Consider the following 25,748-nt stretch of genomic DNA (forward strand, 5'->3'; position numbering starts at 1 on the left):
TTGAATTTAAAATAAAACTTTCATTTTATTTCTATCTTATTGAATATTAATAACAAAAATAAAATCATCTCAAGCATTAGACTAATGTCGCATTAATAAACAACTTACCAATTTAATAGTAAAGCCAATTCAAAAAATTAAGCTAACCAATTGAAATAAAATGAAAATGTATAAAATACGTTTGAATGATAAATACAGTTTACGTAAACGTTAACAAGCTGTTACGACTATGGTCTCAATTCAATATGTAACCAGCGTTGCTAAATTGGTAAGCGAAGATAAAAAACCACTCATCGCGATATTGCGGTGCTTAAAGGGGAAAACAAAAATGGCTTTTAAAGATGAAGAACAAGCAAAAGCTTATTGGGCAGAAAACATTTCGCTGTTATTTAAACTATTAGCAGTGTGGTTTATCGTGTCTTTCGGCTTTGGCATATTACTGGTTGATGTACTTAATGAAGTGCGTTTTTTTGGGTTTAAACTTGGCTTCTGGTTCGCCCAGCAAGGCGCGATTTATACCTTTGTTGCTTTGATTTTTGTGTACGTTTTCAAAATGAATACGTTAGATAAAAAATACGGCGTAGACGAATAGGAGCTAAGCAATGGATGTTCAAACACTCACGTTTATAATTGTTGGTTTAAGCTTTGCGCTTTATATCGGCATAGCAATTTGGGCCCGTGCGGGTTCAACTAAAGAGTTTTATGTAGCAGGCGGCGGCGTACCTCCTCTTGCTAATGGTATGGCAACGGCTGCCGATTGGATGAGCGCCGCGTCGTTTATTTCAATGGCGGGTATTATTTCGTTTGCAGGTTACGATGGCAGCGTTTACTTAATGGGGTGGACAGGTGGTTATGTACTATTAGCCATGTGTTTAGCGCCTTACTTACGTAAATTCGGCAAGTTTACTGTGCCAGACTTTATTGGCGACCGTTACTACTCACGCACCGCGCGTTTAGTGGCAATTGTATGTGCCATATTCATTTGTTTTACTTACATTGCAGGGCAAATGCGTGGCGTAGGCGTCGTATTTTCACGCTTTTTAGAAGTAGAAATTGAAACCGGTGTTTACATTGGTATGGTGATTGTATTCTTTTATGCGGTACTTGGCGGCATGAAAGGCATTACCTACACACAAGTAGCGCAGTATTGTGTACTTGTATTTGCCTACCTTGTACCAGCCATTTTTATCTCGATGATGATGACGGGTCATTTCTTCCCACAAACCGGTTTTGGTGCCACATTAATTGGCAGCGATGGCGTGTACGTACTTGATAAACTAGACGGCTTAAGCGCTGAACTTGGTTTTGCGCAATATACCGAAGGCTCTAAGAGCATGATTGACGTGTTCGCTATTACTGGCGCGTTAATGGTAGGTACTGCTGGTTTACCACATGTAATTGTTCGCTTTTTCACTGTACCTCGCGTAAAAGACACGCGTATTTCTGCAGCATGGACACTTGTGTTCATCGCGATTGTTTATACTACAGCACCTGCGGTTGCAGCCTTTGCTCGAGTAAACATGGTTGATACTATTAATGGTAAAGACGGTAGCGGTACAGCTTACGCAGAAGCACCTGGATGGATTAAAAACTGGGAACGCACAGGTTTAATTACATTTGATGATAAAAACGGCGATGGCAAAATGTTCTACACGGCGGGTAAAATCACCGATCCGAACAGTGCTAACGAAGTAAACGTAGACCGCGACATTATGGTATTAGCAAATCCAGAGATTGCTAACTTACCAGCATGGGTAATCGCACTTGTAGCTGCTGGTGGTATTGCCGCTGCACTTTCTACAACAGCAGGTTTACTACTGGTTATTTCGACCTCCGTTTCGCACGATTTACTCAAGCGAACTCTCAAGCCCGATATTACCGACAAGCAAGAGTTACTTGCAGCGAGGTTGGCAGCCATGGTCGCTATTGTTATCTCCGCGTACTTTGGTATTAACCCGCCTGGGTTTGTGGCATCGGTAGTGGCATTTGCATTCGGCTTGGCGGCAGCGAGTTTCTTCCCAGCAATTATTATGGGTATATTCTCTAAAACAATGAACCGCGAAGGCGCCATTGCAGGCATGGTAACGGGTATTGGCTTTACCGCTGCGTATATCATCTTCTTCAAGTTTGTTAGCCCAGAGCTAAACAGCCCTGAAAACTGGTTCTTAGGTATTTCGCCTGAAGGTATTGGCTTAATTGGTATGATTATTAACTTTGCAGTTGCTGCAATTGTTCTTAAGTTTACTAAACCTACACCGGTTGAAATTCAAGAAATGGTTGAAAGCATTCGTAACCCAAAAGGGTCTGCAGAAGCACACGACCACTAGGCTATAATTTATAGATATAGTTTAGAAAACATAAAGCACCAAAAGCCCGACTTTAGTCGGGCTTTTTATTTGTTTAATAAATAAGTACATTAGATTGGTACATCACCATTTAAAGAGCGAATACAATGAGTGTAGAACAACAAGAAATAGCCCAATACGTTTGTTTGCAAGCGCCTTTTACTATGCTTGATAGCAGCGCATGCGAATATTTTGTAAATCATCTTGATATTATTTACCTCACCCGCGAAAACCAAACTCAGTGGTTACAAAGTGAAAACCCTAAACTGTTTTTAATTCGCTCTGGTTTGTATGACCTAGTTGATGGTAAGGGTGATGTTGTTACACGCTTAGCGCAAGGTGACTATTTTGGTTTTCCGTCGCTGTTAACCGGTGAGGCAATTCAAAATAGGTTGGAAGTACAAAAAGAGGGCATAGTGTATATGCTCTCTCAAACGCACTTTGATTTTTTACGCAGAGAATATAAATCGTTTGAGCAATACTTTGTACGCGCTCATGCTAACCGGTTGCTGTCATCGCATTATAAAAGTAAAAACGATAGTTGGTCTGAACGTAAAATATCAGAGCTGATGACCCGCACCGCCATTACGCTTTCGCCCGATGCAAGTATTAGGCAAAGCGCTAAAAAAATGAAAGAGCATGGCGTATCGTCAATAATGATAACGCAGCACGCGCACTTAGTCGGGGTGGTAACCGACCGCGATTTACGAAACCGAGTACTTGCCGACGAGGTAGATCCACAAGACGCAGTAAGCAGTATTATGACCGCCAAACCTAAGTTTATATTTGAAAATAACAGGGTGTTTTCGGCGCTGCACTTAATGCTTAAATACAATATTCATCATTTGCCCGTGCTTGACGAAAACCATAACCCTATAGGGATGATAACCAGCACCGATTTACTGCGCCAACAAAAAAGCGACCCCGTACAGCTTATTGGGCGCATATATAAAGCGCATACTGTTACTGATTTAAAACGCTACGCTAAAGAAATTCCCGAACTTTTGCGTGGTTTTTCGTACAACATTGACGACATATCGCTAATTGGTAAATTACTCAGTGGTTTAACCGATGCGCTTACATCGCGCCTTATTCACTTATTTCAAGAAGAGCATGGCGCAGCGCCAACCAGCTTTAGTTTTATTTGCTTTGGCTCGCAAGCACGCGAAGAACAAACCCTGCATTCAGATCAAGACAACGGCTTATTACTCCCTAACGACTTAACCACCGAGCAACACGCTTACTTTAAAAGCATGGGAGAGTTTGTATGTGAAAACTTAGTTGAGTGCGGCATTAGGCGTTGCCCAGGTAATATTATGGCAAGCAGCGATGAGTGCCGTATGAGCGTAAACGACTGGAGCGAGCGCTTTTTTAAATGGATAAAAAGCCCCACACCCAATGCAATGCTTAACTGTAAGATATTTTTTGACCTGCGATTTATTGAAGGTTCAAACGCTTTATACACGGCTTTTTGCGAGCAACTAATTCGTATATCGCGTAACGACTTATTCTATGCCGCAATGGCAACCGACATAAGCAGCAACAGCGTGCCAATTGGTTTATTTAATAAATTTAAAACCGAAAAAACAGATCAAAATAATAAATACATAGATTTAAAAAAACGCGGCGTCGTAATTATAAATGACATAGTGCGGTTATACGCTTTAAAAGCGGGTATTAGGCGCGCCAACACGCAAGAGCGGTTGGACGCACTACTAAAACATAAACTGATCAGCAAAGAAGATATATACAACCTAAAAGACTGCTGGCGGTTCTTAACGCAGCTTCGCTTGAGTACACAAATAAACGAAGAGGGCTTACCGAGTAATTGTATTAATCCTAATAAATTAAACTCACTAGAGCGCCATCAACTAAAAGAAGCGTTTTACCTTGTTAAACAAGCGCAGCAAGCCGCCGCGTTTAAGTTTGCTCGCGGCAGTTTATAACGATGGATTACTAACATGGTAAAAAAGCTGCTCACTCGGTATTTAAAGCGCCGTAAATTACTCGGTAAAAATGCCTTACAACAACGTTATTTGGTGATTGATTTAGAGCTCACTGGGCTTGATGCAAAACAGCACGAAATTGTATCGGTAGCGTGGGTGATAATAGATAACCAATGTATAAAAATGAGCGAGTCGCAGCACCTTATAAATAAAGACGTAAAAAGCCTTGAGCAAAGTCCTGTTTTTCATGGGATTAGCGATGATGCTATAACAAAAGGACAGAGCTTGTGCAGTATATTAACGCAATTGAGCTGCCATTTTAGCGACTGTATTTTAGTGTTTCATAATGCCATGCTCGATTGGGGGTTTTTAAAAATAGCGCTTAAAAATGCCAATATAACTATACGTCCTAAACTCATAATCGACACACTCCATATTGAACAAAAGCGCTTACTGCATCATTCAACTGAAATAAAACAAGATGATTTAACCCTTAATGCTTGCCGCACACGTTATGAGTTACCAAGCTATCATTGCCATCATGCACTGACCGATGCACAAGCCACCGCCGAGTTACTGCTAGCCCAGTGCCATCAAATAAGCCGAGGCAAAGAGTTAAAAGTAGGCGAGTTGACGTAGGTTGGCTGTAGGCGGGGCTTTATGCCGCGCGAGATAAACTCCCGCCTACAATAAAGAGCAGTTTACTTTTATTGTTATCCGTATAACTATAGGTACAGTTACGTAATCATTATTTACTAATTACTTCAAGGAACGAACATGAAACTCATCACTACTATTTTCTTAACCTTATTCCCACTTATCACTTTTGCTAATTCAAGCTTGCCTGCTAATCGCCATATTGCAGTGCAGGGTACTGCAGAGGTATTAGCAAAGCCCGATATGGCTAAGATTTCTTTTGAAGTAATAAGCTTTAAAGACAAATCACTTGATGCTAAACGTGATGTTGATGATCGAGTAAATTTGTTACTTAAAGGATTAAGCAAGTACGGTGTTAAGGAGACGGATGTTTCTGCTACAAGCCTGTTAACTTACAATGATGACGACAAGTTTAATGTCGAGAGCGGTACAGCAATTAATGCAGGATATGTAGCAACAAGAACACTTAAAGTAACATTAAGAAATATTGAAAAGTTGAATGATTTTATCGATTTTGCATTAAGTGTAAAAATTAATGAACTGACGAATATTGAGCTTATGTCTTCAAAAGCCGCGCAGTTAGAAGCTGAAGCAACACAAGGCGCAATAGATAACGCTATAGTTAAAGGGGGTAAGCTTGCTAAAGCATTTGGCGCAGAGCTTGGAAAAATTTACAGCATTAATTCAAATTATAACCGTTCAAGTTATGGTTATGGCGCAGATAATTTTGAGAGAATAGTTGTAACCGGTTCTAAAGTTACTAGAAATCCATTTGAGCAAGGTAGATACCTGCAAGAAACTATTACATTTAAATCATCAATAAACGTGGTGTTTGATTTAGAAGTAAATGAATAAGTTAAAATTTTCATTTCAAATACATTTTCATAATGTAAGCTGGCTTTAAGTTTTTGATTAATTTGAAGGTAGCCATATTATGAGCGATGAAAATAACACGTTAAAAGCACAAACTGAGGCAAAAATAGCCGCAGGGCGAAAAGGTAATCCTGATTTCATGAAAGGTGTTGATGAAACGATTGCACAAGCAAAAGCGTTTCAGCAAGGTGCTAATGCACTTGATTTAAACCAAAGCGCACCAAGTTTTGAGTTACCAAATCAACATGGTCAATCGGTGCAGTTAACCGAGTTACTTGCTAAAGGACCTGTGGTTGTTACTTTTTATCGTGGAAGTTGGTGTCCGTACTGCAATTTACAGCTCAAAGCGCTTCAAGCACGTTTACCTGAAATTCACGCATTAGGCGCACAATTGGTGGCTATTAGCCCGCAAGTACCCGATGGCTCACTTAGTGATGATGAAATAAGTAAAATGGATTTTTTAGTGCTGAGTGATCAAAATGCCGATGTAGCAGCAAGCTACGGCGTAGCATGGCAAGTACCCACATTTTTACTAGAGCATATGCGAGTAGACCGAGGCCTAGATTTAGAGTCGGTTAACAATGGCAATAGTAGTGTTTTACCGATCCCTGCCACCTTTGTTTTAGATAAACAAGGTAAAGTGACTTGGCGTTATGTTGATGTTGATTATCGTACTCGTTCTGAGCCAGAAGATATAATTAACGCATTGAAAAATTTAGTATAAAAAACTTAATTTAAAAAGTCAGAACCATCGAAGAGCTTGCAATGCGTAAGCTCTTTAACCTTAATTTAAAGTTTCTAATGCTACCCTCTTATAATAATGCTCAAGGTCGATTACAATACAGCCATCTAAAAGGCGTATTGCCTTTATCTGCACGCTAAAAGAGTGGATTTTATATTTCATGGCAATCAAACTTGCAATTAATGGTTTTGGTCGTATTGGTCGAAATATTGTCCGCGCGTTATACGAGTCTGGTTTGAGCGACGATATAAAAATTGTTGCGATTAACGAACTTGCTGATCCTGAAGCTATTGCTCATTTATTAAAATACGACACATCCCACGGTCGTTTTTCTTTTCCTGTAAAACTTGGTGAAGACACCATTAGTGTTGCAGGCGATACCATTGCACTTTTTTGTGAAGAAAACCCAGTTGAATTACCTTGGCAAACGCTCGATGTAGACGTTGTACTTGAATGTACAGGTGTTTATCACTCACGTGAACATGCGCAGTTACATATTACCGCAGGCGCTAAAAAGGTGTTGTTTTCGCATCCGGCCGATAACGATGTTGATGCTACGATTGTGTATGGCATTAACGACGATGAGCTTAAAAACGAGCACACAATTGTGTCTAACGGCTCGTGCACAACTAACTGTGTTGTGCCGGTTATTAAAGTATTAGATGATGCATTTGGTATTGAGTCGGGCGCTATTACAACAATTCATGCGTCGATGAACGATCAACAAGTGATTGATGGTTATCATCATGATTTACGCCGTACTCGCGCTGCAAGCCAATCAATTATTCCAGTTGATACAAAGCTCGCCCGTGGTATAGACCGTATTTTACCTAAATTTAAAGGCCGTTTTGAAGCCATCGCCGTACGTGTACCGACTATAAATGTCACGGCAATGGATTTAAGTGTAACGGTTAATACCGATGTAGATTTAAACGCAGTAAATAACGCACTTAAAGCACAAGCAAAAGACCGCTTAGAAGGTATTTTAAGTTATACCGAAGAGCCGCTTGTGTCGGTTGATTTTAATCACGACCCACATTCTTGTATTATTGATGGCACACAAACACGTGTTAGTCACAAACGACTGATAAAGTTATTAGTATGGTGTGATAACGAATGGGGTTTTGCTAATCGTATGCTCGACACAGCGCGTGCTATGATGGCAGTGAATAAGTAATTTATTAATATAATAATTTTAAACGTATTTTTCAGGTTCAGTATCGTTAACTAAGGAGATGTTCATGTCGGTCATAAAAATGGCAGATTTAGATTTAAACGGCAAACGCGTATTAATTCGTGAAGATTTAAATGTACCAGTTAAAGCAGGTAAAGTGACGTCAGATGCGCGTATTCGTGCAGCACTACCTACTATTAAATTAGCGCTTGAGATGGGTGCTAAAGTAATGGTTATGTCACACATTGGCCGTCCTACGGAAGGGGAATATGATGAAGCGTTTTCGCTAGCACCTGTCGCTGATTACTTAAACGATGCCCTTGAGCAAACTGTACGTTTAGAAAAAGATTATCTAAACGGTGTTGATATTGCTGATAACGAAGTGGTTGTTTTTGAAAATGTGCGCTTTAACAAAGGCGAGAAGAAAAACGACGAAGCGTTATCTAAGCAACTTGCAGCACTGTGTGATGTATATGTAATGGATGCATTTGGTACGGCTCACCGTGCGCAAGCATCTACGCATGGCGTTGGCTTATTTGCTGATGTGGCATGTGCAGGTCCATTGTTATCAGCTGAACTAGAAGCGTTAGGCAAAGCACTTGATAACCCAGCTCGTCCATTAGTGGCGATTGTTGGTGGTTCTAAAGTTTCAACTAAGCTAACCGTTTTAGATTCACTTTCTAAAATTGTTGACCAATTAGTTACCGGTGGCGGTATTGCAAATACCTTTATTGCTGCATCAGGTAGCCCAGTTGGTAAATCGCTTTACGAACCAGATTTAATGGATGAAGCTAACCGCTTATGTGCAGCAGCGATTGCTAATAATGGTGAAATTCCGGTACCGACTGACGTAGTTGTTGGTAATGAGTTTTCTGAATCTGCTGTAGCTACGCTTAAAGATGTAAGCGAAGTAACAAGCGACGATATGATTTTTGATATTGGTCCTGATACAGCGAGCAAGCTTGCAAAAATTATTGCAAATGCGGGCACTGTTGTATGGAATGGCCCTGTTGGCGTGTTCGAGTTTGACCAATTTGGTAATGGCACACGTGCTATTGCACAAGCAATTGCTAACTCAAATGCGTTTTCAATTGCTGGTGGTGGTGATACCTTAGCCGCAATTGATAAATACGGCATTGCCGATAAAGTTTCTTATATTTCTACTGGTGGTGGTGCGTTCTTAGAGTTTTTAGAAGGCAAAAAACTTCCAGCAGTTGAAATGCTAGAGTCGCGCGCTAAGTAATTTTAGTAGCGTAAGGTGAGGGGGTAATAGCCCTCACCGACAATTAATTATTAAATACCTCTCACCCTAATTTAATAGTTAATTTAGACGGAATATTACTGCAAAGCAGTGGTTTTTCGTGGCGTTGTTATAACGCCAAACTAACACATCCGTTCAAACTAGATGGTAGGGAACTACTGTCGATAAATTGGAGAATACCCAATGGCTTTAATCAGTATGCGACAACTTTTAGATCATGCAGCAGAGCATGGTTACGGCGTACCTGCTTTTAACGTTAACAATCAAGAGCAAATGCGCGCAATAATGGAAGCGGCTGACAAAACAAACAGCCCAGTAATCGTTCAGGGATCAGCTGGCGCACGTGCTTATGCTGGTGCTCCATTTATTCGTCATATGATTTTAGCAGCCGTTGAAGAATGGCCACATATTCCCGTTGTTATGCACCAAGATCACGGCACATCGCCAGGTGTATGTCAGCGTTCAATTCAGCTTGGTTTTTCATCAGTAATGATGGATGGCTCGTTAATGAGCGACGGCAAAACTCCTTCAAGCTACGAATACAATGTAGAAGTAACGCGCGAAACTGTTGCTATGGCGCATGCTTGTGGCGTATCGGTTGAAGGCGAGCTAGGTGTACTTGGTTCACTTGAAACAGGTGAAGCTGGCGAAGAAGATGGTGTTGGCGCAGAAGGTATACTAACCACTGAGCAAATGCTAACAGACCCTGAAGAAGCGGCTGACTTTGTAAATAAAACACATGTTGATGCACTTGCAATTGCATGTGGTACTTCGCATGGAGCTTATAAATTTACTCGCCCACCAACAGATGACATTTTAGCGATTGACCGCATTAAAGCGATTCATGCACGTATTCCTAACACGCATTTAGTGATGCATGGTTCATCTTCAGTTCCTCAAGAATGGTTAGAAATTATTAATCAGTATGGTGGCGAAATTCCAGAAACTTATGGTGTGCCAGTTGAACAGATTGTTGAAGGCATTAAGTTTGGTGTTCGTAAGGTAAATATTGATACCGATTTACGTTTAGCATCTACCGGTGCTATTCGCCGTCATATGGCGCTTAACCCATCTAACTTCGATCCACGTAAATACCTAGCTGAAGCTACAAAAGCAATGACAGAGATTTGTGTTGCGCGCTATAACTCGTTTGGTACTTCTGGTCAGGCTAGTAAAATTAAGCCAATTTCACTTGATGAAATGCACCTTAAATACTTAAGCGGCGAACTAGACCCTAAAATTAGATAATAGATCAATTTATAATTGATCATTATTAGGGCCTGTTTATCTTTCGAGGTTAAATTTGCAGCAGTATGTTTGGTATTTAGGCAAGGCAGAGCCTATGCAGTGTGGTTATTCCCCATAAATAGGCGATAACGTGGAATAAATGCCAAACATGCGCTGCCCGAAGGGTTCTGCCTAGGGGCAATTTACTCTTTGTTGCTCGGTTTTTACTTAGCCCGCTAGGTTACAAACCTCACGCCGCGATTAAATCGCCCCTAGATTGAACAAATTTTAATCCTGAAAGGTCAACAGGCCCTAAGCCAGTAACTTTGTTGCTGGCTTTTTTAATGTCAGCCCTTTTTATATTGCAGGTTACGGCTTCTATTGATCAGATCGCTGTACTATCAACGCCGTACTTTGGGATCACGCATTTACTAACATAGCCTTTTCGGATCATTACTTTACTAAGCCAAATACACTTTTTCGCTATTTTAGGCTCTGAGATAATTTGATCGTTATTTATTTGTATAAACAATCAACAACTTATGGCTTTGACTAGGTACAACTCTGATCTGAGAGTGGATCGGCTTGGTAAAAATCTGATCCTTTATTTTGGGCTTAGTAAAATTTAGATCTATTTTTAAACGTATTGATTGTTACACAGGCGGGTTTGTTAATTTTAAAATAGCTTTAAAGCTACTTTTAAACGATCGATCTGTAAAAATGTCTTGGTTAGTAAAACAATGATCCCAGCTGATTTTGTATTATTTAATGATTTAATTAGCGACAAAAAGTAGATAATTTCAAAAATTAGCTATTTTATAAATTTATCGTAAATCTCTTTTTATTACGTTAAATATTAAAAAGGTTTTAAAAATATGACGTTAATGAGGTTTTTTGTCACTAATTTGTGTTTTTTTTACCACCATTTTAATTTACACGTTACACTTTCATAAAAATGTCATACTTAGTCATAATAATGAAAACTAATTCGATAGCGTAAGAGATAAATTGGAATGTCACGTAAAGTACTAGTCGTAGATGACGAAGCTCCTATCAGGGAGATGTTGGTTTTTGTTTTAGAGCAAAATGGATTTCAAGCAATTGAAGCAGAAGATTACGACTCTGCTATTGCAGCTATGGTTGAACCTTACCCAGATATGGTTTTACTTGATTGGATGTTACCAGGTGGAAGCGGTATTCAAATTGCTAAAAAGTTTAAGCAAAACGAACACACCCGTCAAATCCCAATTATTATGCTTACAGCCCGTGGCGAAGAAGAAGACAAAGTACGCGGTCTTGAAGTAGGTGCTGACGATTACGTAACTAAGCCGTTTTCTCCTAAAGAGCTTATGGCGCGTATTAAAGCGGTTATTCGCCGTGTATCGCCAACCTCATTAGAAGAAGCTATTGAAGTACATGGCCTGCGTTTAGACCCTATTTCGCATCGTGTTACCTCAGAAGGTAACGAGCTTGATATGGGGCCAACCGAATTTAGATTACTGCACTTTTTTATGACTCACCCAGAGCGTGTTTATAGCCGTGAACAACTGCTTGATCATGTATGGGGAACTAATGTTTACGTAGAAGATCGCACGGTTGATGTGCACATTCGTCGTCTGCGTAAAGCAATTGGCCCACTTGGACATGACCGTTTGGTGCAAACTGTACGTGGTGCTGGATATCGTTTTTCAAGTAAGCTGTGATCAGCTTAAAGCTTAGCTAATGTATGAAATACGCATGTATTACTACTCTAAGGTAAAGTGAGTGTATGTATCGAGTTGTTAATAAGCAGGCGTTAGTAAAGCGCCTGTTTATCTATTTTTTACCCTTACTATTAATTGGTGTGCTGGTTGGCGCGCCATTTTTGCTTTTATTTTTAGGATCTTTTTCCCTCCTTATTTGGCACTACCATCAACTTTATCGTTTGAGCGATTGGCTACTTAATCAACGTAGCTTTAATCCACCTGAGGGCGAGGGTGCATGGGAGCAAGTGTTCGAAGGTATTTATCATCTACAGCATCGTAATCGTAAAAAACGTAATGAGCTTGCTGATTTAATTCGTCGCTTTCGCGATGGGGCTGAAGCAGTACCTGATGCGGTAGTGGTATTACAAAACGATTTAAGTATTGTGTGGTGTAATCAATTAGCCCTTAAAGTGCTTGGTTTGCAGTGGCCAACCGATCATGGTCAGCGTCTTGATAATTTAATTCGCGAACCTAAGTTTGCTAAATACATGCACAAAGGTGAATTTGACGACGCGCTTGAGCTGGATAACGGCCATAGCATTGAGCAAGTACTAGAATTTAGGGTAATGCCTTATGCAAGCACGCAACTTATGGTTGTTGTGCGTGATGTAACGCGCTTAAAACAGCTAGAACAGATGCGTAAAGACTTTGTAGCCAATGTGTCACACGAACTACGTACACCGCTTACAGTGGTTACTGGGTATCTTGAGATGATGGATGGCGACATGATGCCGCCGCCAGCAATGTGGAACAAAGCGCAAAATACTATGCTTGAACAATGCAAGCGCATGGATAGCTTAGTCAGCCAATTACTATCGCTTTCGCGTATTGAAGGTGCTCGTCGCCAAGACAATGATAAAGCCATAAACGTACCGCAATTACTTGGTTATATTCACACTGAGGCAAACTCAATTAATCAAGACAAAGGCCATGAGCTTATTTTTAATATTGATAAAACCCTCGATATTAAAGGCTCTGAGGATGAACTGCGTAGTGCGTTTTCTAATTTAGTATTTAACGCCATTCATTACACTAAACCCGGTGGCAAAGTGGAAGTCTGTTGGCAGCGCAAAAACAATAAAGCGTGTTTTAGTGTTACCGATAATGGTGATGGTATTGCGCCAGAGCATATTAACCGTTTAACTGAGCGTTTTTATCGTGTTGATAAAGCCCGCAGCAGAACAACAGGTGGCTCAGGCTTAGGGCTCGCGATTACAAAACATGTACTAACGCGCCACGATAGTAAATTAAATATTAGCAGTGAAGTTAACAAAGGTTCGTGTTTTTCTTTCGAATTTTCAATAGATAAGACAGTTTCGCTAGCTAAGTAATTAGGCTGAAAAGCAAAGTCATAAAAGTGTCATTTAAGAGTAATGTAACTGTCATGTACTCACTTTAGAGTGGGCAGCAGTTAGAAAATGGGACGAACAAACCGGAGAACCCTACATGAAATTTAAAAACTTAGTTGCCGCAATGGGTGTGGCTGTTACAACTTTCGTATCTGCACAAGCAGTTGCTTTAGATCAAGATATTCCTGAGTATCAAAAAATTAGTGGTGTTTCAGGTAACTTCTCATCAGTAGGTTCTGACACTTTAGCCAACATGATGACGTTCTGGGCTGAAGAGTACAAACGTATTTACCCAAATGTAAATATTCAAATTCAAGCGGCAGGTTCTTCTACTGCGCCACCGGCACTTACCGAAGGTACAGCTAACCTAGGTCCAATGAGCCGTAAAATGAAATCTAAAGAAATCGAAGCGTTCGAAAAACGTTACGGTTATAAGCCAACAGAAGTTCGCGTAGCTATTGATGCACTTGCTGTATTTGTACATAAAGATAACCCAATTGAAGGTCTTCGTATTGACCAAGTAGATGCTATTTTTTCATCTACTCGTAAATGTGGCGCACCAGAGCAAGTTAATCGTTGGAGCGATGTCGGCCTAACAGGCGATTGGGCTGCTAAAGACGTTCAGCTTTATGGACGTAACTCAGTGTCAGGTACTTATGGCTACTTTAAAAAGAAAGCACTGTGTAAAGGTGATTTCCGTAATAACGTAAATGAGCAACCGGGTTCTGCATCGGTAGTACAGTCAATTTCATCTTCATTAAATGCAATTGGTTACTCTGGTATCGGCTATAAAACATCTGGCGTACGTACAGTACCGCTTGCTAAAAAAGGCGATAACTTTGTTGATGCAACACTTGATAACGTTGCGCAAGGTAAATACCCGCTATCGCGCTTTTTATATGTTTATGTGAATAAACACCCGAATAAGCCACTATCACCTATGGAAGAACAATTTTTAAGAATGGTACTTTCAAAAGATGGTCAGCAAATTGTAGAAAAAGATGGTTATGTACCACTTTCTGCAAAGCTAGTAAAAACAGAACTTAAAAAGCTGGGTTTGAACTAATACCAATTGCATTAAATTAGTGAGTTATTATAGCGATAAGAAAATAGCGCAATAACAAGGCTAAAATTATGATACATAGTTGTTCTATATAAATAATTTTTAACGTAGTTAGTGAGTTATTTAATACACTAGAATGGTCATGTTTTTAATAAAATTGGTATGATAAACCATAGGCAATAAAAAACCGCTCACTGAGCGGTTTTTTTATGCCTAAAACTAAAAACTTTAAGGAATTAAATATTACCTAATTTTTCGGCTTGTGCTTTACATTGATTATAGCTCTCAACACATTTACCAGAGCATACTTGCTGCTTTAAGCCCTCAGCAGTTGTTTGCTGTTCACATGTACTTTCGCATTGGTAATTTTGTTGAGCACACTGATTCATTTCAGGGTTTTCAACTTGGTTTTGGCAACCTACTAATAGTGCAAAAGTAAGGGCGACTACGCTTGTTTTTATTAAAGTGTGCATGCTTCTTATCCTTAAAATGGAGTCGCAATAATATTAAATTTCGACTTGAATATTGTCGATCAATCTAACACCACCAAAATAGGCTGCGGCTAAAATAACAAATTGAGTATCTTCGATTGTAGCAGTTTTTAATGTATCTCGTTGAGCAATCTCAAAATAGTCTGGCTTTAGGCCAGCTTGCTCTAAGCTCTGTTTAGCTAAGCTTTCAAGTTTTACGAAGTCTTTTTCGCCGCTTTTAAGTTGCTCAGCGCATGTATTAAGTGCTTTAAATAATACGGTTGCAGTCGCTTTTTGCTCATCAGATAAGTAACCATTACGCGAGCTCATAGCAAGGCCAGAAACTTCTCGCATTGTAGGTACACCAATAACTTCGACCGGAATTGATAGGTCGCGCGCCATGGTTTTAATTACTTGCAGTTGCTGAAAATCCTTTTCACCAAAGCAGGCGTAATCGGGTTGTACAAGATTAAATAATTTTGTAACTACCGTGGCAACACCTCTAAAGTGACCAGGGCGTGAGCCACCACAGTAACCTAATGAAATATCAGGCACATCTACAAAGCTCTGTGCGCCAAGTCCATTTGGATAAATTGTCTCTACACTTGGGGTAAATACAATATCAGTGCCTAGTTCTGCAAGGCCTTGTTTATCTTCGTTTAGTGTACGAGGATAGTTATCTAAATCTTCGTTAGCACCAAATTGCATTGGGTTAACAAAAATACTCACAACGACTTTATCGGCTAAGTTTTTTGCTTTTTCTACTAGCGAAAAATGCCCACGATGCAAGTTGCCCATTGTTGGCACGAGTGCCACGCTAAGACCCGCTTGGCGCCACGCTTTAATTTGACTACGTAACGATCTGATTTCAGTAATTGACTGCATTATTTAAACTCGTGTTCAGCGCTTGGAAACGCGCCATTTTTAACGTCTGTACAATACTTTTGAACGGCTGCAGGCATATTGCCTGTTTCGAGCAAAAAGTTTTTAGAAAATTTAGGAATGTAACCTGCTGAAATACCAACAAGGTCATGCATTACCAGTATTTGGCCGTCAGTTAAACTGCCCGCACCAATACCAATAGTTGGGATGCTCAGGGCGTCTGTAATGCGTTTTGCCAATGCACTTGGAATACACTCAAGTACTAATAATTGCGCGCCAGCAGCTTCTAGTGCTTTTGCGTCATCAATCATTTTTTGTGCTTTGTCTTCTTCGCGACCTTGTATTTTAAAGCCACCAAATACATGTACTGACTGTGGTGTAAGGCCTAAATGCCCGCAAACTGGAATACCTTGTTGAGTAAGCGTTTTAATGCTCTCGTAAAGCCATTCTCCGCCTTCAAGCTTAATCATGTTTGCGCCAGCGCGCATAAGCTCAGCTGCATTTTTACAAGTATCACTTACGCTTGAGTAGGTCATAAAAGGTAAGTCAGCAATTACAAATAATTCGCGGCTACCAGCGCGTACACAGCGGGTATGATATGCAATATCTTGATTGGTTACGCCAAGGGTGTCATCGCCGCCTTGTAGTACCATGCCCAAAGAGTCGCCCACTAAAATAACTTCAACGCCGTTATCATGAAATAACTTTGCAAAACTAGCGTCGTAGGCTGTTAATGCAGTAATTTTGTTATTTTCTGCTTTCATTTTATTTAAAGTAGAAACGGTTATTTTAGACATAATATCCTCGCAGGCAAAAGCCTAGGTTAATTACAGAGGTAATTGTTGTAAGTCGTTGAGCGGTAAATTATTTGCAATGGTTTTTAATGCAATGCCGCTAGGTAAAATAAGTTCAGGTGCAAGCTCTAATAGTGGATAAACCACAAACTCGCGATTATTCAAACCATAATGAGGCACAGTTAAGCGCACCGTATTTATAATTTGATCATCAAATAATAGAGTATCGATATCAAGTGTGCGTGGACCCCAACGCTCAGCCTTTCTTACTCGACCATGCTCAAGTTCAATACGTTGCGTTAAATCAAGTAATTGCTCTGGCTCAAGGGTCGTTTTAATGCACGCTACTGCATTGATATAGTCTGGTTGATCTTGTGGGCCCATAGGCTTACTTGCATAGTAATGCGATACGTTTATAAATTCACAATTAGGCAGCTTTTTAAGCGCGATTACCGCGTTATCAAGCTGCTCTTTTGGTGAGTTTAGGTTGGCACCTAAACCCAAATAAACACAGTACATGTTATTACTCAGCTGGCTTTTTAGTAGGTCGACGGCGCTTTCGCGGCTTAGGACCACCTTGGTGGCCTAAGTTTTTAACCATCTCTTTTTGGCCGTTTATATCTTGGCTTAAGTATTGTGTCCACCACTGGGCAAGCTCAGTATGCTGTGTTTCGCCCGCGTCTACGCGTAAGAGTAAAAAGTCGTAGGCGGCTTTAAAGCGAGGTTGCTGCGTTAGTCTGTAAGCACGTTGGCCTGCGCGTTTATCCAAACGATGCTGAATATGCCAAATATCGCGAGCACCTAAAGTAAAGCGTTTAGGAACCGCAATGTGTTGTGAGTTATCGCTTAGTACTTTATTCATTGCTTGTGCGAAAGCATCGTATTCTGCAAGTTGCTCTTGGCTTTGAATCTTTTTAGTACGTTCAAGCAGCGGGAACCAAAGTAGTGCGGCAAAAATAAACGCTGGTGTTACTTTTTTATCGGCATTAATACGTTTGTCGGTATTTTGAAACATTTGCTGAATAAGCGTGTGTTCTAAGCCACTTGGGTTTTTATCTAAGATTTTATCAAGCTCAGGAAACAGTGAGCGGAATAAGCCGTACTTACGCAGCATTAAAAAGTTAGCTTCGGCCTTGCCATTTAAAAACAGCTTAAGAATTTCTTCAAATAAACGTGCCGGCGGAATGTTATCAAGCAAACTTGCAAGCTCGCTAATTGGCTTTTCACTTTTAGGCGCAATGCTCATATCAAGTTTAGTAGCAAAGCGAACTGCACGTAACATACGAACAGGGTCTTCGCGGTAACGCGTTTCAGGGTCGCCGATTAGCTCAATTTGTTTAGCTTTAATTGCCGCTAAGCCGTTGGCGTAATCGTGAATACTAAAATCTTTGATTGAGTAATAAAGTGCATTGATTGAAAAGTCGCGGCGTTCTGCATCTTCTTCAATACTGCCAAATACGTTGTCACGTAGTAATTGGCCTTCATCGCTTGATTGGCTTATTTGATTTTTGTCTTCTTGCGCTTCGTGGTGGCCACGCATAGTCGCCACTTCAATAATTTCACGGCCAAATACAATATGTGCTAAACGAAAGCGGCGACCAATAAGGCGACAGTTTCTAAATAGTTTTTTTACTTGATCTGGCGTGGCATTAGTAACTACGTCAAAATCTTTTGGCTGTTGGCCTAACAATATATCGCGAATACAACCACCAACAAGGTAGGCATCGTAGCCACCGTCTTTTAAGCGGTATAATACTTTGATTGCATTTGGGCTAAATTGTTTGCGAGAAATACCATGCTCACCACGAGTGACAACAATAGGTTCACTGCTTACAGAAGCGCTTTGTGCACTTGTATTCGGGCCGATTATTTGTCGGCAAAATTGAAAAAGCTTGGAAATAATAGTCTGTCTCCTAGAAGGTGTGATTGACTCTGCATCGCAATCAAAAGTTACAGCAAATGGGGCGGTTATAGCCCAGTACAAGCTGTTTGACGTAATTAGCATATATTTAGGCGGCTATCATATACCAGCAGGGTTTAAAAATTAAGTTGATGTGTTGAAATTAAGCCGTTTTTAGCTATTTTATTTACTTAAATGTGTAAATTGGACTTTCTGACTACGTGGATGCTGAGAAATTTGTATTTCGGATACTTGTGGTACCTGTTTTAAGCTAAAGTTTTTAATTCCCCAAGCGATTAATTGTTCAATATTTAAATCGATTAAATCAGCTATAACAGGCAATCCTAAAAATTCAAATGCACTAATTAAAGCAGGCTTTGGATTTTGTTTGCTAATGGCAGGAGCATAATTTTGTTTAGACAATTTGAAACCAGGCTTGGCAACCGCTAAAGGTAAATGAGCAAATTCAGGCACAGGGCTATCGAGTTGTTTAAATAAACTAATTTGCCGAGCGGTTGGCTCAATTAAATCAGCACCTCTTACAATTCGATTAATCCCTTGATCAATATCATCAACGACCACAACAAGTTGATATGCAAATAAGTCATCGCTGCGTTTAATTAAGTAATCTTCATGGGAAAGGGCGCTATTTACCGTTATATCACCTTGAATTAAATCATTAAATTGAGTCGTTGGATGTTGCTGAACTAAGCGAAGCGCACCGGATTGAGTATTATGATTAAGTGCTTGGCAATCCCCCTGATAAATACCGCCAATGGCTTTTATTTGTTTGCGAGTACAGGTGCAACCATAAACAAGTTTTTGTTTTAAAAGTGAGTGGGTAATATCTTGGTATAAAGGCAGACGCTGCGTTTGATATACAACAGGTTCGTCCCAGTGAAGGGCGTAGGCATGTAAGGTATTAAGAATATCGGAGTCGGCGTTTTTAACCACGCGCGTAGTGTCAATGTCTTCTATACGAACTAACCAATCTCCTTGGTTAGCTTTTGCATCTAGATAACTACCCACAGCCGCTACAAGTGAGCCAAAATGTAATGGCCCAGAAGGAGACGGTGCAAAACGACCGCGATATTTACGCATAGGCGCAGTAACGGCTGTAGGAGACATAACTAATTAATAAGTATTAATTAGCCGCGTCCAGATTGCTTTTCTTTGATTTCTGCAAGTGTTTTGCAGTCTACGCATAAATCGGCAGTAGGACGTGCTTCTAAGCGACGTATGCCAATTTCGATGCCACAAGACTCACAAAAGCCAAAATCATCTTCTTTAATCAAATTAATTGTTTTTTCAATTTTTTTGATTAATTTACGTTCGCGGTCACGAGTACGAAGTTCTAAAGAGAACTCTTCTTCTTGTGCAGCGCGGTCAACTGGGTCAGGAAAGTTAGCAGCTTCGTCTTGCATGTGTGATTTAGTACGATCAACTTCGTTACGTAAATCATTACGCCAAGTTTCTAAAATCGCTCTAAAATGAGCACGTTGTGCATCATTCATGTACTCTTCGCCTGGTTTTTCTTGGTATGGTTCTAAACCGGCTTGAGCCAATAAACCATGTTTCTTTTGGTCTGGCATAACTCTCTCCTAAATCCTTAATTTAATGCCTCAGCATTAGCCGGCGGTATAAATAACAGAATCTTATACCCTAGGCAAATTTATTTTTAATTAATCGAATTAGCTTCAACCATGCTTACTGAGTAAAAAGTGTATTAATAGTTTATTTACACTTTTAATTAATTCACATATTCGCTTTCTAAAACTTGCCTTGTTATATGGGCAAAAGCTTTAAAAACAAGTTAATTTTTATAATTCACTTTGTATAACTTTATTTAATTTGAGTACTTTGCTTATTTTGTAAATTACGCTTAGTTCAATCCCTTGGTTTAATACACTATTGTGCAAATACTATTTTTTTATGAAGTAAAACTTCATTAGCAGAAATTGTGGCCTTGTATGCTAATACTTCAACGCCGGCTATTATTGCTTGGCTTAATAGCGTGGCGTATTTTTTATCAATATGCGCAGCTGCACTTACTGTATTTATTCCTTCATGCAAAACAGCGAACAGTAATACTGCTCGGTGGCCTTGTTCGATCATTTCTATTAGTTCGCGAATATGTTTTTGTCCGCGCAGTGTTTGCGCATCAGGAAAGTAGCCTTGCCCGCTTTGTGGTGCATCCTCGCTTAATAATGTGACTGATTTAACTTCTACGTAGCAATCAGGCTTATTTTCGTCTGTGAGTAAAAAGTCGATTCTGCTGTTTTCGCTGCCGTACTTTACTTCGCTTTGCAATTGACTGTAGTCGAGTAGCTCGCTTATTACATTATTGTTTATTGCTTCTTCTACTACTTTATTAGCCACTGCTGTATTTACACAAATAAGCTGAGATAAGTTATTTTGCGTAAGCTCTAATGAATGCGGGTATTTTCGTTTTGCGTTATCGCTTGTTGAATAAAAAGCAGCAAAACCCGGCTCTGCGCATCCCGTCATTTTACCTGTATTAGCACAGTGGGCGGTAAATTCACTGCCATCACTTAATTGTAAATCAGCTAAAAAGCGTTTGTAGCGTTTTAATAAGGTGGCAGGTTGCAGAGTTGGCGTGTACTTCATGATAACTTCCAAAGCGTAAATACTGCACAGCAGTGTGGTTTATGTTATTTATCTCAAGCTGTTGGGAACTTAAGCGCTCTATAGTAAACTCGGTGGCACATTTAAGTGCAAGGGTATTCTAACATGAGTGAAAAATTTGTTGTTCAACTAAGCGAACAAGCAGCAGCGAGTCATTGGGGCGATAATGCGTCATTGTCTTTTAATGAGCGCGGTGCAACTGTTCATTTGTCTGAGCAAGAAACATTGAAAAATGTTCAAAAAGCTGGTCGTACTATTGCAATCCAAGGTATTAAAAACGTTGAATTAGCAGGCGATGCTTGGTGTACAGAAAGCCAGTGGGCTTTTTATCAAGGCTTCGTAACACCAAAATCGTTAAATGGTGTTGAGTTTGTTGATAACGCACAATCAGATATTAAAGAACTTGCTCACTTAAAAACGTCAGCAATTTGGGCACGTGAAATGGTTAACGGGACTGCCGATGACATTTACCCAGAAAGCCTTGCTGAAAAAGCGGCTGAATTTATTCAATCATTAGCGCCTGAGCATGTAAGTTACCAAATTATTAAAGGTGATGCGTTACTAGAACAACAGTGGATTGGTATTCATGCTGTTGGTCGCGGTAGTGTTCGCCCGCCAGTATTGCTTGAGCTTGATTACAACCCAACAGGCGACGAAAATGCACCAGTAAGTGCAGCGCTTGTAGGTAAAGGTATTACGTTTGACTCAGGTGGTTACTCAATCAAATCAAGCGAAGGTATGCTTGGTATGAAGTGCGACATGGGCGGCGCTGCAACAGTAACTGCAGGTTTAGCATTGGCTATTAACCGTGGTATTGAAAAACGTATTAAACTGTTTTTATGTTGTGCTGAGAACTTAATTTCGGGTCATGCATACAAATTAGGTGATATTCTTACTTATAAAAATGGCACGACAGTTGAAATTGTAAACACCGATGCTGAAGGTCGCTTAGTACTTGCAGATGGCCTAATGGCCGCAGGTGAGACTGGCGCTCCACTTATTATTGATGCAGCAACACTAACTGGCGCAGCGCTTGTTGCTGTTGGTCAAGAGTACAATGCATTATTTGCACTTGATAAAGAACTTGTACGTGAAGTTGAGAGTTTTGCATCTCAAGAAATGGAAGCTGCTTGGCCACTTCCTCTTGAAAAATGGCATCAACAAAACTGCCCATCTCCTTATGCTGATACGGCAAATAGCCGTGCGCAAAAAGGTGGCGGTTATGGCGGTGCATCGAATGCTGCAGGCTTTTTATCGCGCTTTGTGCCAAACGATGGCAAAGGCTGGGTACACATCGATTTAGCGGCTGCATTTAACATGGGCAGTACAAGTCAATGGGCAGCGGGTGCAACAACTCAAGGTATGCGTACAGTTGCTCGTACTTTACAAGAAAAAGCATAATATTTACTAAATTACGCTTTTTACGCTAAAAATAGGCACCCTTGGGTGCCTATTTTTTAATTTACAGGCAAGCAATTTTATTTCATTTACGGTAAAATCAGTCGCCAATACCTGTTTGAGTTTAATTTTTGCTTAACTCTAAGCTGCGCTCAAATCTTATATCCACCACTGGGGTTTCTAATTATGTCAGATAAGTGCTACATCACAGCTCAACAGCTGCTTGAAGATTCGTTCCGCGTAGCGGCACAAGTATACCAAGATGGCTTTCGTCCTGATTTTATTATTGGTATTTGGCGAGGTGGTGCACCGATCGGTATTGCTGTTCAAGAATATTACGATTACAAAGGCATTGAGACTGACCACATTGCAGTACGTACATCGTCTTATTACGGTATTGGTAAACAGTCGAAAGAAATTAAAGTACACGGATTACATTACATTGTAGAGAACGCAAATGCAGGTGATTCATTATTAATTGTTGATGATGTATTTGACTCAGGTCGTAGTATTGTTGCATTAAAAGAAAAGCTTTCAGAGCTTATGCGCTTAAACTTGCCACGTGATATTCGTATTGCATGCCCGTACTACAAGCCAAAAAACTCAAAAGTAGACACTGTTCCAGATTATTATATTCATGAATCTGAAGAGTGGTTAGTGTTCCCGCATGAACTATCGGGTTTAACACCGGATGAAATTATTGCTGGTAAATCTGATCTTGCGAAAATTCATGACATTTTGCTAGAGAAGTAATTAGTAATTTGCATAAATAAAAAAAGGCCGTTAAGGCCTTTTTTTATTTTAAAGCTGAGCAAAGCTATCTACGTATTCACTTAGTTTTGGTATATCGACGGCTTGCAAGCCATCGTTACTTCTAAGTACCAAGCCTTTTTCTACGAGTTCTGTAACAACACGTCTGTAAGCTCGCTCAGTGGTAGCAAAACGTTCGGCTTCAGCATTTACAGTTGGGTAGGCTCTAAGTAGCGTAGGGTTGTTGTTCTCGGCCCTTAGTAAGCAATCTTTAGCTATGTTATAGCTAAGTGGTAGTAATAACTTATCTAAATTGATTTTTTGGTTTTCCTGAAACTTAGCCGCAATAGTTTGTGCGGTGTATAAGCTTAGTTCTGGTTTTTCAAGCAGTAGAGCACGCCAATGCCTTAATTCAATAAGGTTATAAGTGACATCGCTAAAGCACGTTACCGTATATATACACGGATTATTATTTAGCGCTTCTATTTCACCAATAAGGGTGTTGTTACAATCCAATTGTCCTAACAGCAGGCGTCGTCCATTACCTACGTCGTAACTAAACGACACAGTGCCACTGCGTACAAGCACAAGCTTGCTTAAAGGCTGATCTTGATGGATCAGAACTTCTTTTTTTGATTGTTGATAGCTACTACCGGCAAAGGTTAAAAGCTGATCAACAAGGTAACTAGAAAAATGGTATTGAAACATCAATGTGCTCTTCGGACATTTGTCCTATTTATTACATCTTAATGACGATAGCATTAAGACACTAAGAATTTACGCTAACTTGCTACTAATATTATTAGCTTTGCTAAGAGTATTATTTTACCTTCATTTCCCGTGTAATGATTTAAGAATTTGCTGGTATTTTCCGGCAAACTTTTTCAGGTTTTTTAAGCAGGTTAGCTTTTTTATTTTGTTGTAACTTTGCAATACTTACAAGTGCCATAAGATAGCAGTACATGTAATGCTAACCTAAAGGCTAGGAGAGAACAATTGAGTTGGGAATATTTAGGTTATATTGCATCAGCTTTATTGGTTGCATCGTTAACAATGACAGATGTAGTAAAACTGCGTTGGTACAACATGTTTGGTTGTATTGTATTTACTGCATACGGTGTTGCCATTGGCGCAGTGCCTGTTATTTTTACCAACGGCTTATTGTCGCTTGTAAATTTATACCACATTATAAAAATATATCGCCAACCTAAAGTTGAAGACGCTAAAAGCTAAAATAAGTTATCTGCACAAAGTAAGTTAATGGTTTTAATTAAAATCAAAAACTTCAGCTTTTGTGCAGTCCAGCTTAAAGCGTATATAGATAATCTCATATCACTCTACATAACTTACCTTGATGAACCTTTGAACCATGCTGTAATCTCCTACTTAAAAGATGATTATCTTAGGTTTTAATACGTCGATCGTTAGCTAAATACTGTTCGCGGTTAAGATATAAATAAGTGCTTCTAAATTTCATAAAAAAATCCGATAGCAGTAAACTGCTATCGGATTTTTATCTGTTATACCAACCTGCTTACATATGTTATTTAATTCATTAAATTGCTTAAATATTTATGCAGGTAGGCACTATGGTATTTACGCTTTTTCTAAATCTTCAACGTCACCTAAACCTGCAGTTAGCTCTTCAAGTAATTGCTTTATTTCTTCAGAAGCTAAAATAAAGTCAGCATCAAGTTTTAAAGCCATATCTTCTTTAGGAATATCTGCGTTTTCTTCTTTTAGAGTTTCAGAGTAGCTTAAACGTTTGATAGAGCCATCGTTTTGCAGCATAAACTTAAGACGCTCTTGCCAGTCAAGCGCAAGTTTAGTTACGCGTTTACCACTTTCTAAATGCGATTTAACTTCATCACACGATAGATCATGACCTTTAAGCTTTACTTGTGCGCCGCTGTCGTCTGCTTCTTCAAGTTCAGCGTCTGAGCCAATAGCAAAACCTTCTGGTGTACTAAAGTTAGTTAACCAATCAGTTAAAAATACATCTAGGTCGTAGTTAGCAAACGCAGGTACAACCGGAAGCGTTCCTAACGATTTACGAAGTAGTGCTAGTAGCTCTTCTGCTTTATTAAAGCTGCCACTGTTTACAACAACCCAACCGTTTTCTTGGTCAATAAAGGCAAATTGTAAGCTCGACTTTTTAAATGCTTGAGGTAGAAGAGTATGAAGAATGTTTTCTTTTAATTCGTCTTTTTCTTTCTTTTTAACTGGGCGGTTTTCTTCAGCTTCTATCAGATCAATTTTCTCAGCAACTAGTTCATTAATAACAGAAGCAGGGAGTACTTTTTCTTCGCGTTTAGCGCAAACTAGAATACTTTTCTGAGAAAAATGCGATAGCGTATCGCCATGTTTTCCAAACGCTTTTGTCCAACCAAATGTTGCAAGCTCTTGACCAGTACATGGGCGAAATAAATCTTGCTCTAATGCTTTATCAAAGTCTTCTTGAGTATATGAAACGTCTTGCTTAAAGCGGTAACAAATAAGGTTACTAAACCACATAGGGGAATTGAT

General features: G+C 39.7%; 25 protein-coding genes. 15 read left to right on the forward strand and 10 right to left on the reverse strand.

The genetic code is table 11. From position 1 onward, the window contains the following. Nucleotides 1-328 precede the first annotated feature (328 nt). The 12 genes from GQR52_RS02195 to GQR52_RS02250 all read left to right on the forward strand — a co-directional run bounded on the left by GQR52_RS02195 (nucleotide 329) and on the right by GQR52_RS02250 (nucleotide 14,385). Nucleotides 329-592, forward strand: a complete 264-nt coding sequence (locus tag GQR52_RS02195) for a DUF4212 domain-containing protein (RefSeq protein WP_007377498.1) — start codon at nucleotides 329-331, stop codon at nucleotides 590-592. Between the two features lie 10 nt (nucleotides 593-602). Further along, complete coding sequence (locus GQR52_RS02200; RefSeq protein WP_007587184.1) at nucleotides 603-2,327, forward strand: sodium:solute symporter family protein; 1,725 nt, start codon at nucleotides 603-605, stop codon at nucleotides 2,325-2,327. Nucleotides 2,328-2,452: 125 nt separating this feature from the next. After that, entirely contained in the window at nucleotides 2,453-4,291 is a 1,839-nt protein-coding gene (locus GQR52_RS02205; protein WP_165727299.1) for a DUF294 nucleotidyltransferase-like domain-containing protein, read from the forward strand. A gap of 15 nt (nucleotides 4,292-4,306) precedes the next feature. Continuing rightward, entirely contained in the window at nucleotides 4,307-4,930 is a 624-nt protein-coding gene (locus GQR52_RS02210) for a 3'-5' exonuclease (protein WP_165727300.1), read from the forward strand. 138 nt (nucleotides 4,931-5,068) lie between these two features. Beyond that, nucleotides 5,069-5,803, forward strand: coding sequence for an SIMPL domain-containing protein (locus tag GQR52_RS02215; protein WP_165727301.1), 735 nt, complete (start codon nucleotides 5,069-5,071; stop codon nucleotides 5,801-5,803). 79 nt (nucleotides 5,804-5,882) lie between these two features. After that, nucleotides 5,883-6,545 carry a peroxiredoxin-like family protein gene (locus GQR52_RS02220; protein ID WP_024589750.1) on the forward strand — a complete coding sequence of 221 codons (663 nt, stop codon included), beginning with the start codon at nucleotides 5,883-5,885 and terminating at the stop codon, nucleotides 6,543-6,545. Between the two features lie 178 nt (nucleotides 6,546-6,723). Further along, complete coding sequence (gene epd, locus GQR52_RS02225; protein WP_165727302.1) at nucleotides 6,724-7,740, forward strand: erythrose-4-phosphate dehydrogenase; 1,017 nt, start codon at nucleotides 6,724-6,726, stop codon at nucleotides 7,738-7,740. A 64-nt stretch (nucleotides 7,741-7,804) separates the two neighbouring features. Further along, complete coding sequence (locus GQR52_RS02230; protein WP_165727303.1) at nucleotides 7,805-8,980, forward strand: phosphoglycerate kinase; 1,176 nt, start codon at nucleotides 7,805-7,807, stop codon at nucleotides 8,978-8,980. A 201-nt stretch (nucleotides 8,981-9,181) separates the two neighbouring features. Then, nucleotides 9,182-10,246, forward strand: a complete 1,065-nt coding sequence (gene fba / locus GQR52_RS02235; RefSeq protein WP_007377491.1) for a class II fructose-bisphosphate aldolase — start codon at nucleotides 9,182-9,184, stop codon at nucleotides 10,244-10,246. 992 nt (nucleotides 10,247-11,238) lie between these two features. Then, nucleotides 11,239-11,928, forward strand: coding sequence for a phosphate regulon transcriptional regulator PhoB (gene phoB / locus GQR52_RS02240; protein WP_006791869.1), 690 nt, complete (start codon nucleotides 11,239-11,241; stop codon nucleotides 11,926-11,928). A 65-nt stretch (nucleotides 11,929-11,993) separates the two neighbouring features. Then, the gene (gene phoR / locus GQR52_RS02245) at nucleotides 11,994-13,301 is read left to right on the forward strand and encodes a phosphate regulon sensor histidine kinase PhoR (RefSeq protein WP_024608321.1); all 1,308 of its coding nucleotides are present in this window, start codon (nucleotides 11,994-11,996) and stop codon (nucleotides 13,299-13,301) included. 115 nt (nucleotides 13,302-13,416) lie between these two features. Beyond that, nucleotides 13,417-14,385, forward strand: coding sequence for a phosphate ABC transporter substrate-binding protein PstS family protein (locus GQR52_RS02250; protein ID WP_010554592.1), 969 nt, complete (start codon nucleotides 13,417-13,419; stop codon nucleotides 14,383-14,385). 233 nt (nucleotides 14,386-14,618) lie between these two features. Here GQR52_RS02250 and GQR52_RS02255 read toward each other — a convergent pair whose 3' ends face one another. The 8 genes from GQR52_RS02255 to sfsA all read right to left on the reverse strand — a co-directional run bounded on the left by GQR52_RS02255 (nucleotide 14,619) and on the right by sfsA (nucleotide 21,056). Next, nucleotides 14,619-14,855 (reverse strand): hypothetical protein, encoded by a 237-nt coding sequence (locus tag GQR52_RS02255; RefSeq protein WP_007587168.1) that lies wholly within the window; start codon nucleotides 14,853-14,855, stop codon nucleotides 14,619-14,621. A gap of 33 nt (nucleotides 14,856-14,888) precedes the next feature. After that, nucleotides 14,889-15,737, reverse strand: coding sequence for a pantoate--beta-alanine ligase (panC, locus tag GQR52_RS02260; protein WP_007587167.1), 849 nt, complete (start codon nucleotides 15,735-15,737; stop codon nucleotides 14,889-14,891). Further along, entirely contained in the window at nucleotides 15,737-16,531 is a 795-nt protein-coding gene (gene panB / locus GQR52_RS02265; RefSeq protein WP_007587166.1) for a 3-methyl-2-oxobutanoate hydroxymethyltransferase, read from the reverse strand. The genes panC and panB overlap by 1 nt, the downstream gene beginning before the upstream one ends. A gap of 30 nt (nucleotides 16,532-16,561) precedes the next feature. After that, nucleotides 16,562-17,047, reverse strand: a complete 486-nt coding sequence (folK, locus tag GQR52_RS02270) for a 2-amino-4-hydroxy-6-hydroxymethyldihydropteridine diphosphokinase (protein ID WP_024593696.1) — start codon at nucleotides 17,045-17,047, stop codon at nucleotides 16,562-16,564. A 4-nt stretch (nucleotides 17,048-17,051) separates the two neighbouring features. Beyond that, the gene (pcnB, locus tag GQR52_RS02275) at nucleotides 17,052-18,533 is read right to left on the reverse strand and encodes a polynucleotide adenylyltransferase PcnB (protein WP_206007896.1); all 1,482 of its coding nucleotides are present in this window, start codon (nucleotides 18,531-18,533) and stop codon (nucleotides 17,052-17,054) included. A 78-nt stretch (nucleotides 18,534-18,611) separates the two neighbouring features. Then, on the reverse strand, nucleotides 18,612-19,556 hold the full coding sequence (gluQRS, locus tag GQR52_RS02280) for a tRNA glutamyl-Q(34) synthetase GluQRS (RefSeq protein ID WP_165727304.1): 945 nt from the start codon (nucleotides 19,554-19,556) through the stop codon (nucleotides 18,612-18,614). Nucleotides 19,557-19,576: 20 nt separating this feature from the next. Further along, nucleotides 19,577-20,020: an RNA polymerase-binding protein DksA gene (gene dksA, locus GQR52_RS02285; protein WP_002962671.1), complete on the reverse strand. Its 444-nt coding sequence runs from the start codon at nucleotides 20,018-20,020 to the stop codon at nucleotides 19,577-19,579. 316 nt (nucleotides 20,021-20,336) lie between these two features. Continuing rightward, a complete protein-coding gene (gene sfsA, locus GQR52_RS02290) occupies nucleotides 20,337-21,056 on the reverse strand; it encodes a DNA/RNA nuclease SfsA (RefSeq protein WP_007587160.1) in 720 nt (239 codons plus the stop codon). A 123-nt stretch (nucleotides 21,057-21,179) separates the two neighbouring features. Here sfsA and pepB point away from each other — a divergent pair, with 123 nt between their 5' ends. Next, nucleotides 21,180-22,475, forward strand: a complete 1,296-nt coding sequence (gene pepB, locus GQR52_RS02295) for an aminopeptidase PepB (RefSeq protein ID WP_024589754.1) — start codon at nucleotides 21,180-21,182, stop codon at nucleotides 22,473-22,475. Nucleotides 22,476-22,658: 183 nt separating this feature from the next. Then, complete coding sequence (locus GQR52_RS02300; RefSeq protein WP_007377478.1) at nucleotides 22,659-23,225, forward strand: phosphoribosyltransferase family protein; 567 nt, start codon at nucleotides 22,659-22,661, stop codon at nucleotides 23,223-23,225. Between the two features lie 48 nt (nucleotides 23,226-23,273). On the opposite strand, the gene GQR52_RS02305 is transcribed toward GQR52_RS02300, so the two are convergent. Then, nucleotides 23,274-23,930 carry a Crp/Fnr family transcriptional regulator gene (locus tag GQR52_RS02305; RefSeq protein WP_002962665.1) on the reverse strand — a complete coding sequence of 219 codons (657 nt, stop codon included), beginning with the start codon at nucleotides 23,928-23,930 and terminating at the stop codon, nucleotides 23,274-23,276. A gap of 288 nt (nucleotides 23,931-24,218) precedes the next feature. On the opposite strand from GQR52_RS02305, the gene GQR52_RS02310 reads away from it, so the two are divergent. Continuing rightward, on the forward strand, nucleotides 24,219-24,455 hold the full coding sequence (locus tag GQR52_RS02310) for a YgjV family protein (RefSeq protein WP_002962663.1): 237 nt from the start codon (nucleotides 24,219-24,221) through the stop codon (nucleotides 24,453-24,455). 363 nt (nucleotides 24,456-24,818) lie between these two features. On the opposite strand, the gene rdgC is transcribed toward GQR52_RS02310, so the two are convergent. Continuing rightward, a complete protein-coding gene (gene rdgC, locus GQR52_RS02315; RefSeq protein WP_024589755.1) occupies nucleotides 24,819-25,736 on the reverse strand; it encodes a recombination-associated protein RdgC in 918 nt (305 codons plus the stop codon). Nucleotides 25,737-25,748 lie beyond the last annotated feature (12 nt).

This window comes from Pseudoalteromonas sp. 31A1, from assembly GCF_011378815.1.
Classification (GTDB): domain Bacteria; phylum Pseudomonadota; class Gammaproteobacteria; order Enterobacterales; family Alteromonadaceae; genus Pseudoalteromonas; species Pseudoalteromonas arctica.

What these genes read in the sequence shown, in the direction of transcription:
- GQR52_RS02210 (WP_165727300.1), top strand. Translation starts at nt 4,307, where the DNA reads ATGGTAAAAAAGCTGCTCACTCGGTATTTAAAGCGCCGTAAATTACTC.
- GQR52_RS02220 (WP_024589750.1), top strand. Translation starts at nt 5,883, where the DNA reads ATGAGCGATGAAAATAACACGTTAAAAGCACAAACTGAGGCAAAAATA.
- GQR52_RS02200 (WP_007587184.1), top strand. Translation starts at nt 603, where the DNA reads ATGGATGTTCAAACACTCACGTTTATAATTGTTGGTTTAAGCTTTGCG.
- sfsA (WP_007587160.1), bottom strand. Translation starts at nt 21,056, where the DNA reads ATGAAGTACACGCCAACTCTGCAACCTGCCACCTTATTAAAACGCTAC.
- pepB (WP_024589754.1), top strand. Translation starts at nt 21,180, where the DNA reads ATGAGTGAAAAATTTGTTGTTCAACTAAGCGAACAAGCAGCAGCGAGT.
- phoR (WP_024608321.1), top strand. Translation starts at nt 11,994, where the DNA reads ATGTATCGAGTTGTTAATAAGCAGGCGTTAGTAAAGCGCCTGTTTATC.
- GQR52_RS02195 (WP_007377498.1), top strand. Translation starts at nt 329, where the DNA reads ATGGCTTTTAAAGATGAAGAACAAGCAAAAGCTTATTGGGCAGAAAAC.
- dksA (WP_002962671.1), bottom strand. Translation starts at nt 20,020, where the DNA reads ATGCCAGACCAAAAGAAACATGGTTTATTGGCTCAAGCCGGTTTAGAA.
- GQR52_RS02255 (WP_007587168.1), bottom strand. Translation starts at nt 14,855, where the DNA reads ATGCACACTTTAATAAAAACAAGCGTAGTCGCCCTTACTTTTGCACTA.
- pcnB (WP_206007896.1), bottom strand. Translation starts at nt 18,533, where the DNA reads ATGCTAATTACGTCAAACAGCTTGTACTGGGCTATAACCGCCCCATTT.
- rdgC (WP_024589755.1), bottom strand. Translation starts at nt 25,736, where the DNA reads ATGTGGTTTAGTAACCTTATTTGTTACCGCTTTAAGCAAGACGTTTCA.
- GQR52_RS02250 (WP_010554592.1), top strand. Translation starts at nt 13,417, where the DNA reads ATGAAATTTAAAAACTTAGTTGCCGCAATGGGTGTGGCTGTTACAACT.
- phoB (WP_006791869.1), top strand. Translation starts at nt 11,239, where the DNA reads ATGTCACGTAAAGTACTAGTCGTAGATGACGAAGCTCCTATCAGGGAG.
- GQR52_RS02215 (WP_165727301.1), top strand. Translation starts at nt 5,069, where the DNA reads ATGAAACTCATCACTACTATTTTCTTAACCTTATTCCCACTTATCACT.
- panB (WP_007587166.1), bottom strand. Translation starts at nt 16,531, where the DNA reads ATGTCTAAAATAACCGTTTCTACTTTAAATAAAATGAAAGCAGAAAAT.
- folK (WP_024593696.1), bottom strand. Translation starts at nt 17,047, where the DNA reads ATGTACTGTGTTTATTTGGGTTTAGGTGCCAACCTAAACTCACCAAAA.
- GQR52_RS02230 (WP_165727303.1), top strand. Translation starts at nt 7,805, where the DNA reads ATGTCGGTCATAAAAATGGCAGATTTAGATTTAAACGGCAAACGCGTA.
- epd (WP_165727302.1), top strand. Translation starts at nt 6,724, where the DNA reads ATGGCAATCAAACTTGCAATTAATGGTTTTGGTCGTATTGGTCGAAAT.
- gluQRS (WP_165727304.1), bottom strand. Translation starts at nt 19,556, where the DNA reads ATGTCTCCTACAGCCGTTACTGCGCCTATGCGTAAATATCGCGGTCGT.
- GQR52_RS02300 (WP_007377478.1), top strand. Translation starts at nt 22,659, where the DNA reads ATGTCAGATAAGTGCTACATCACAGCTCAACAGCTGCTTGAAGATTCG.
- panC (WP_007587167.1), bottom strand. Translation starts at nt 15,737, where the DNA reads ATGCAGTCAATTACTGAAATCAGATCGTTACGTAGTCAAATTAAAGCG.
- GQR52_RS02305 (WP_002962665.1), bottom strand. Translation starts at nt 23,930, where the DNA reads ATGTTTCAATACCATTTTTCTAGTTACCTTGTTGATCAGCTTTTAACC.
- GQR52_RS02205 (WP_165727299.1), top strand. Translation starts at nt 2,453, where the DNA reads ATGAGTGTAGAACAACAAGAAATAGCCCAATACGTTTGTTTGCAAGCG.
- fba (WP_007377491.1), top strand. Translation starts at nt 9,182, where the DNA reads ATGGCTTTAATCAGTATGCGACAACTTTTAGATCATGCAGCAGAGCAT.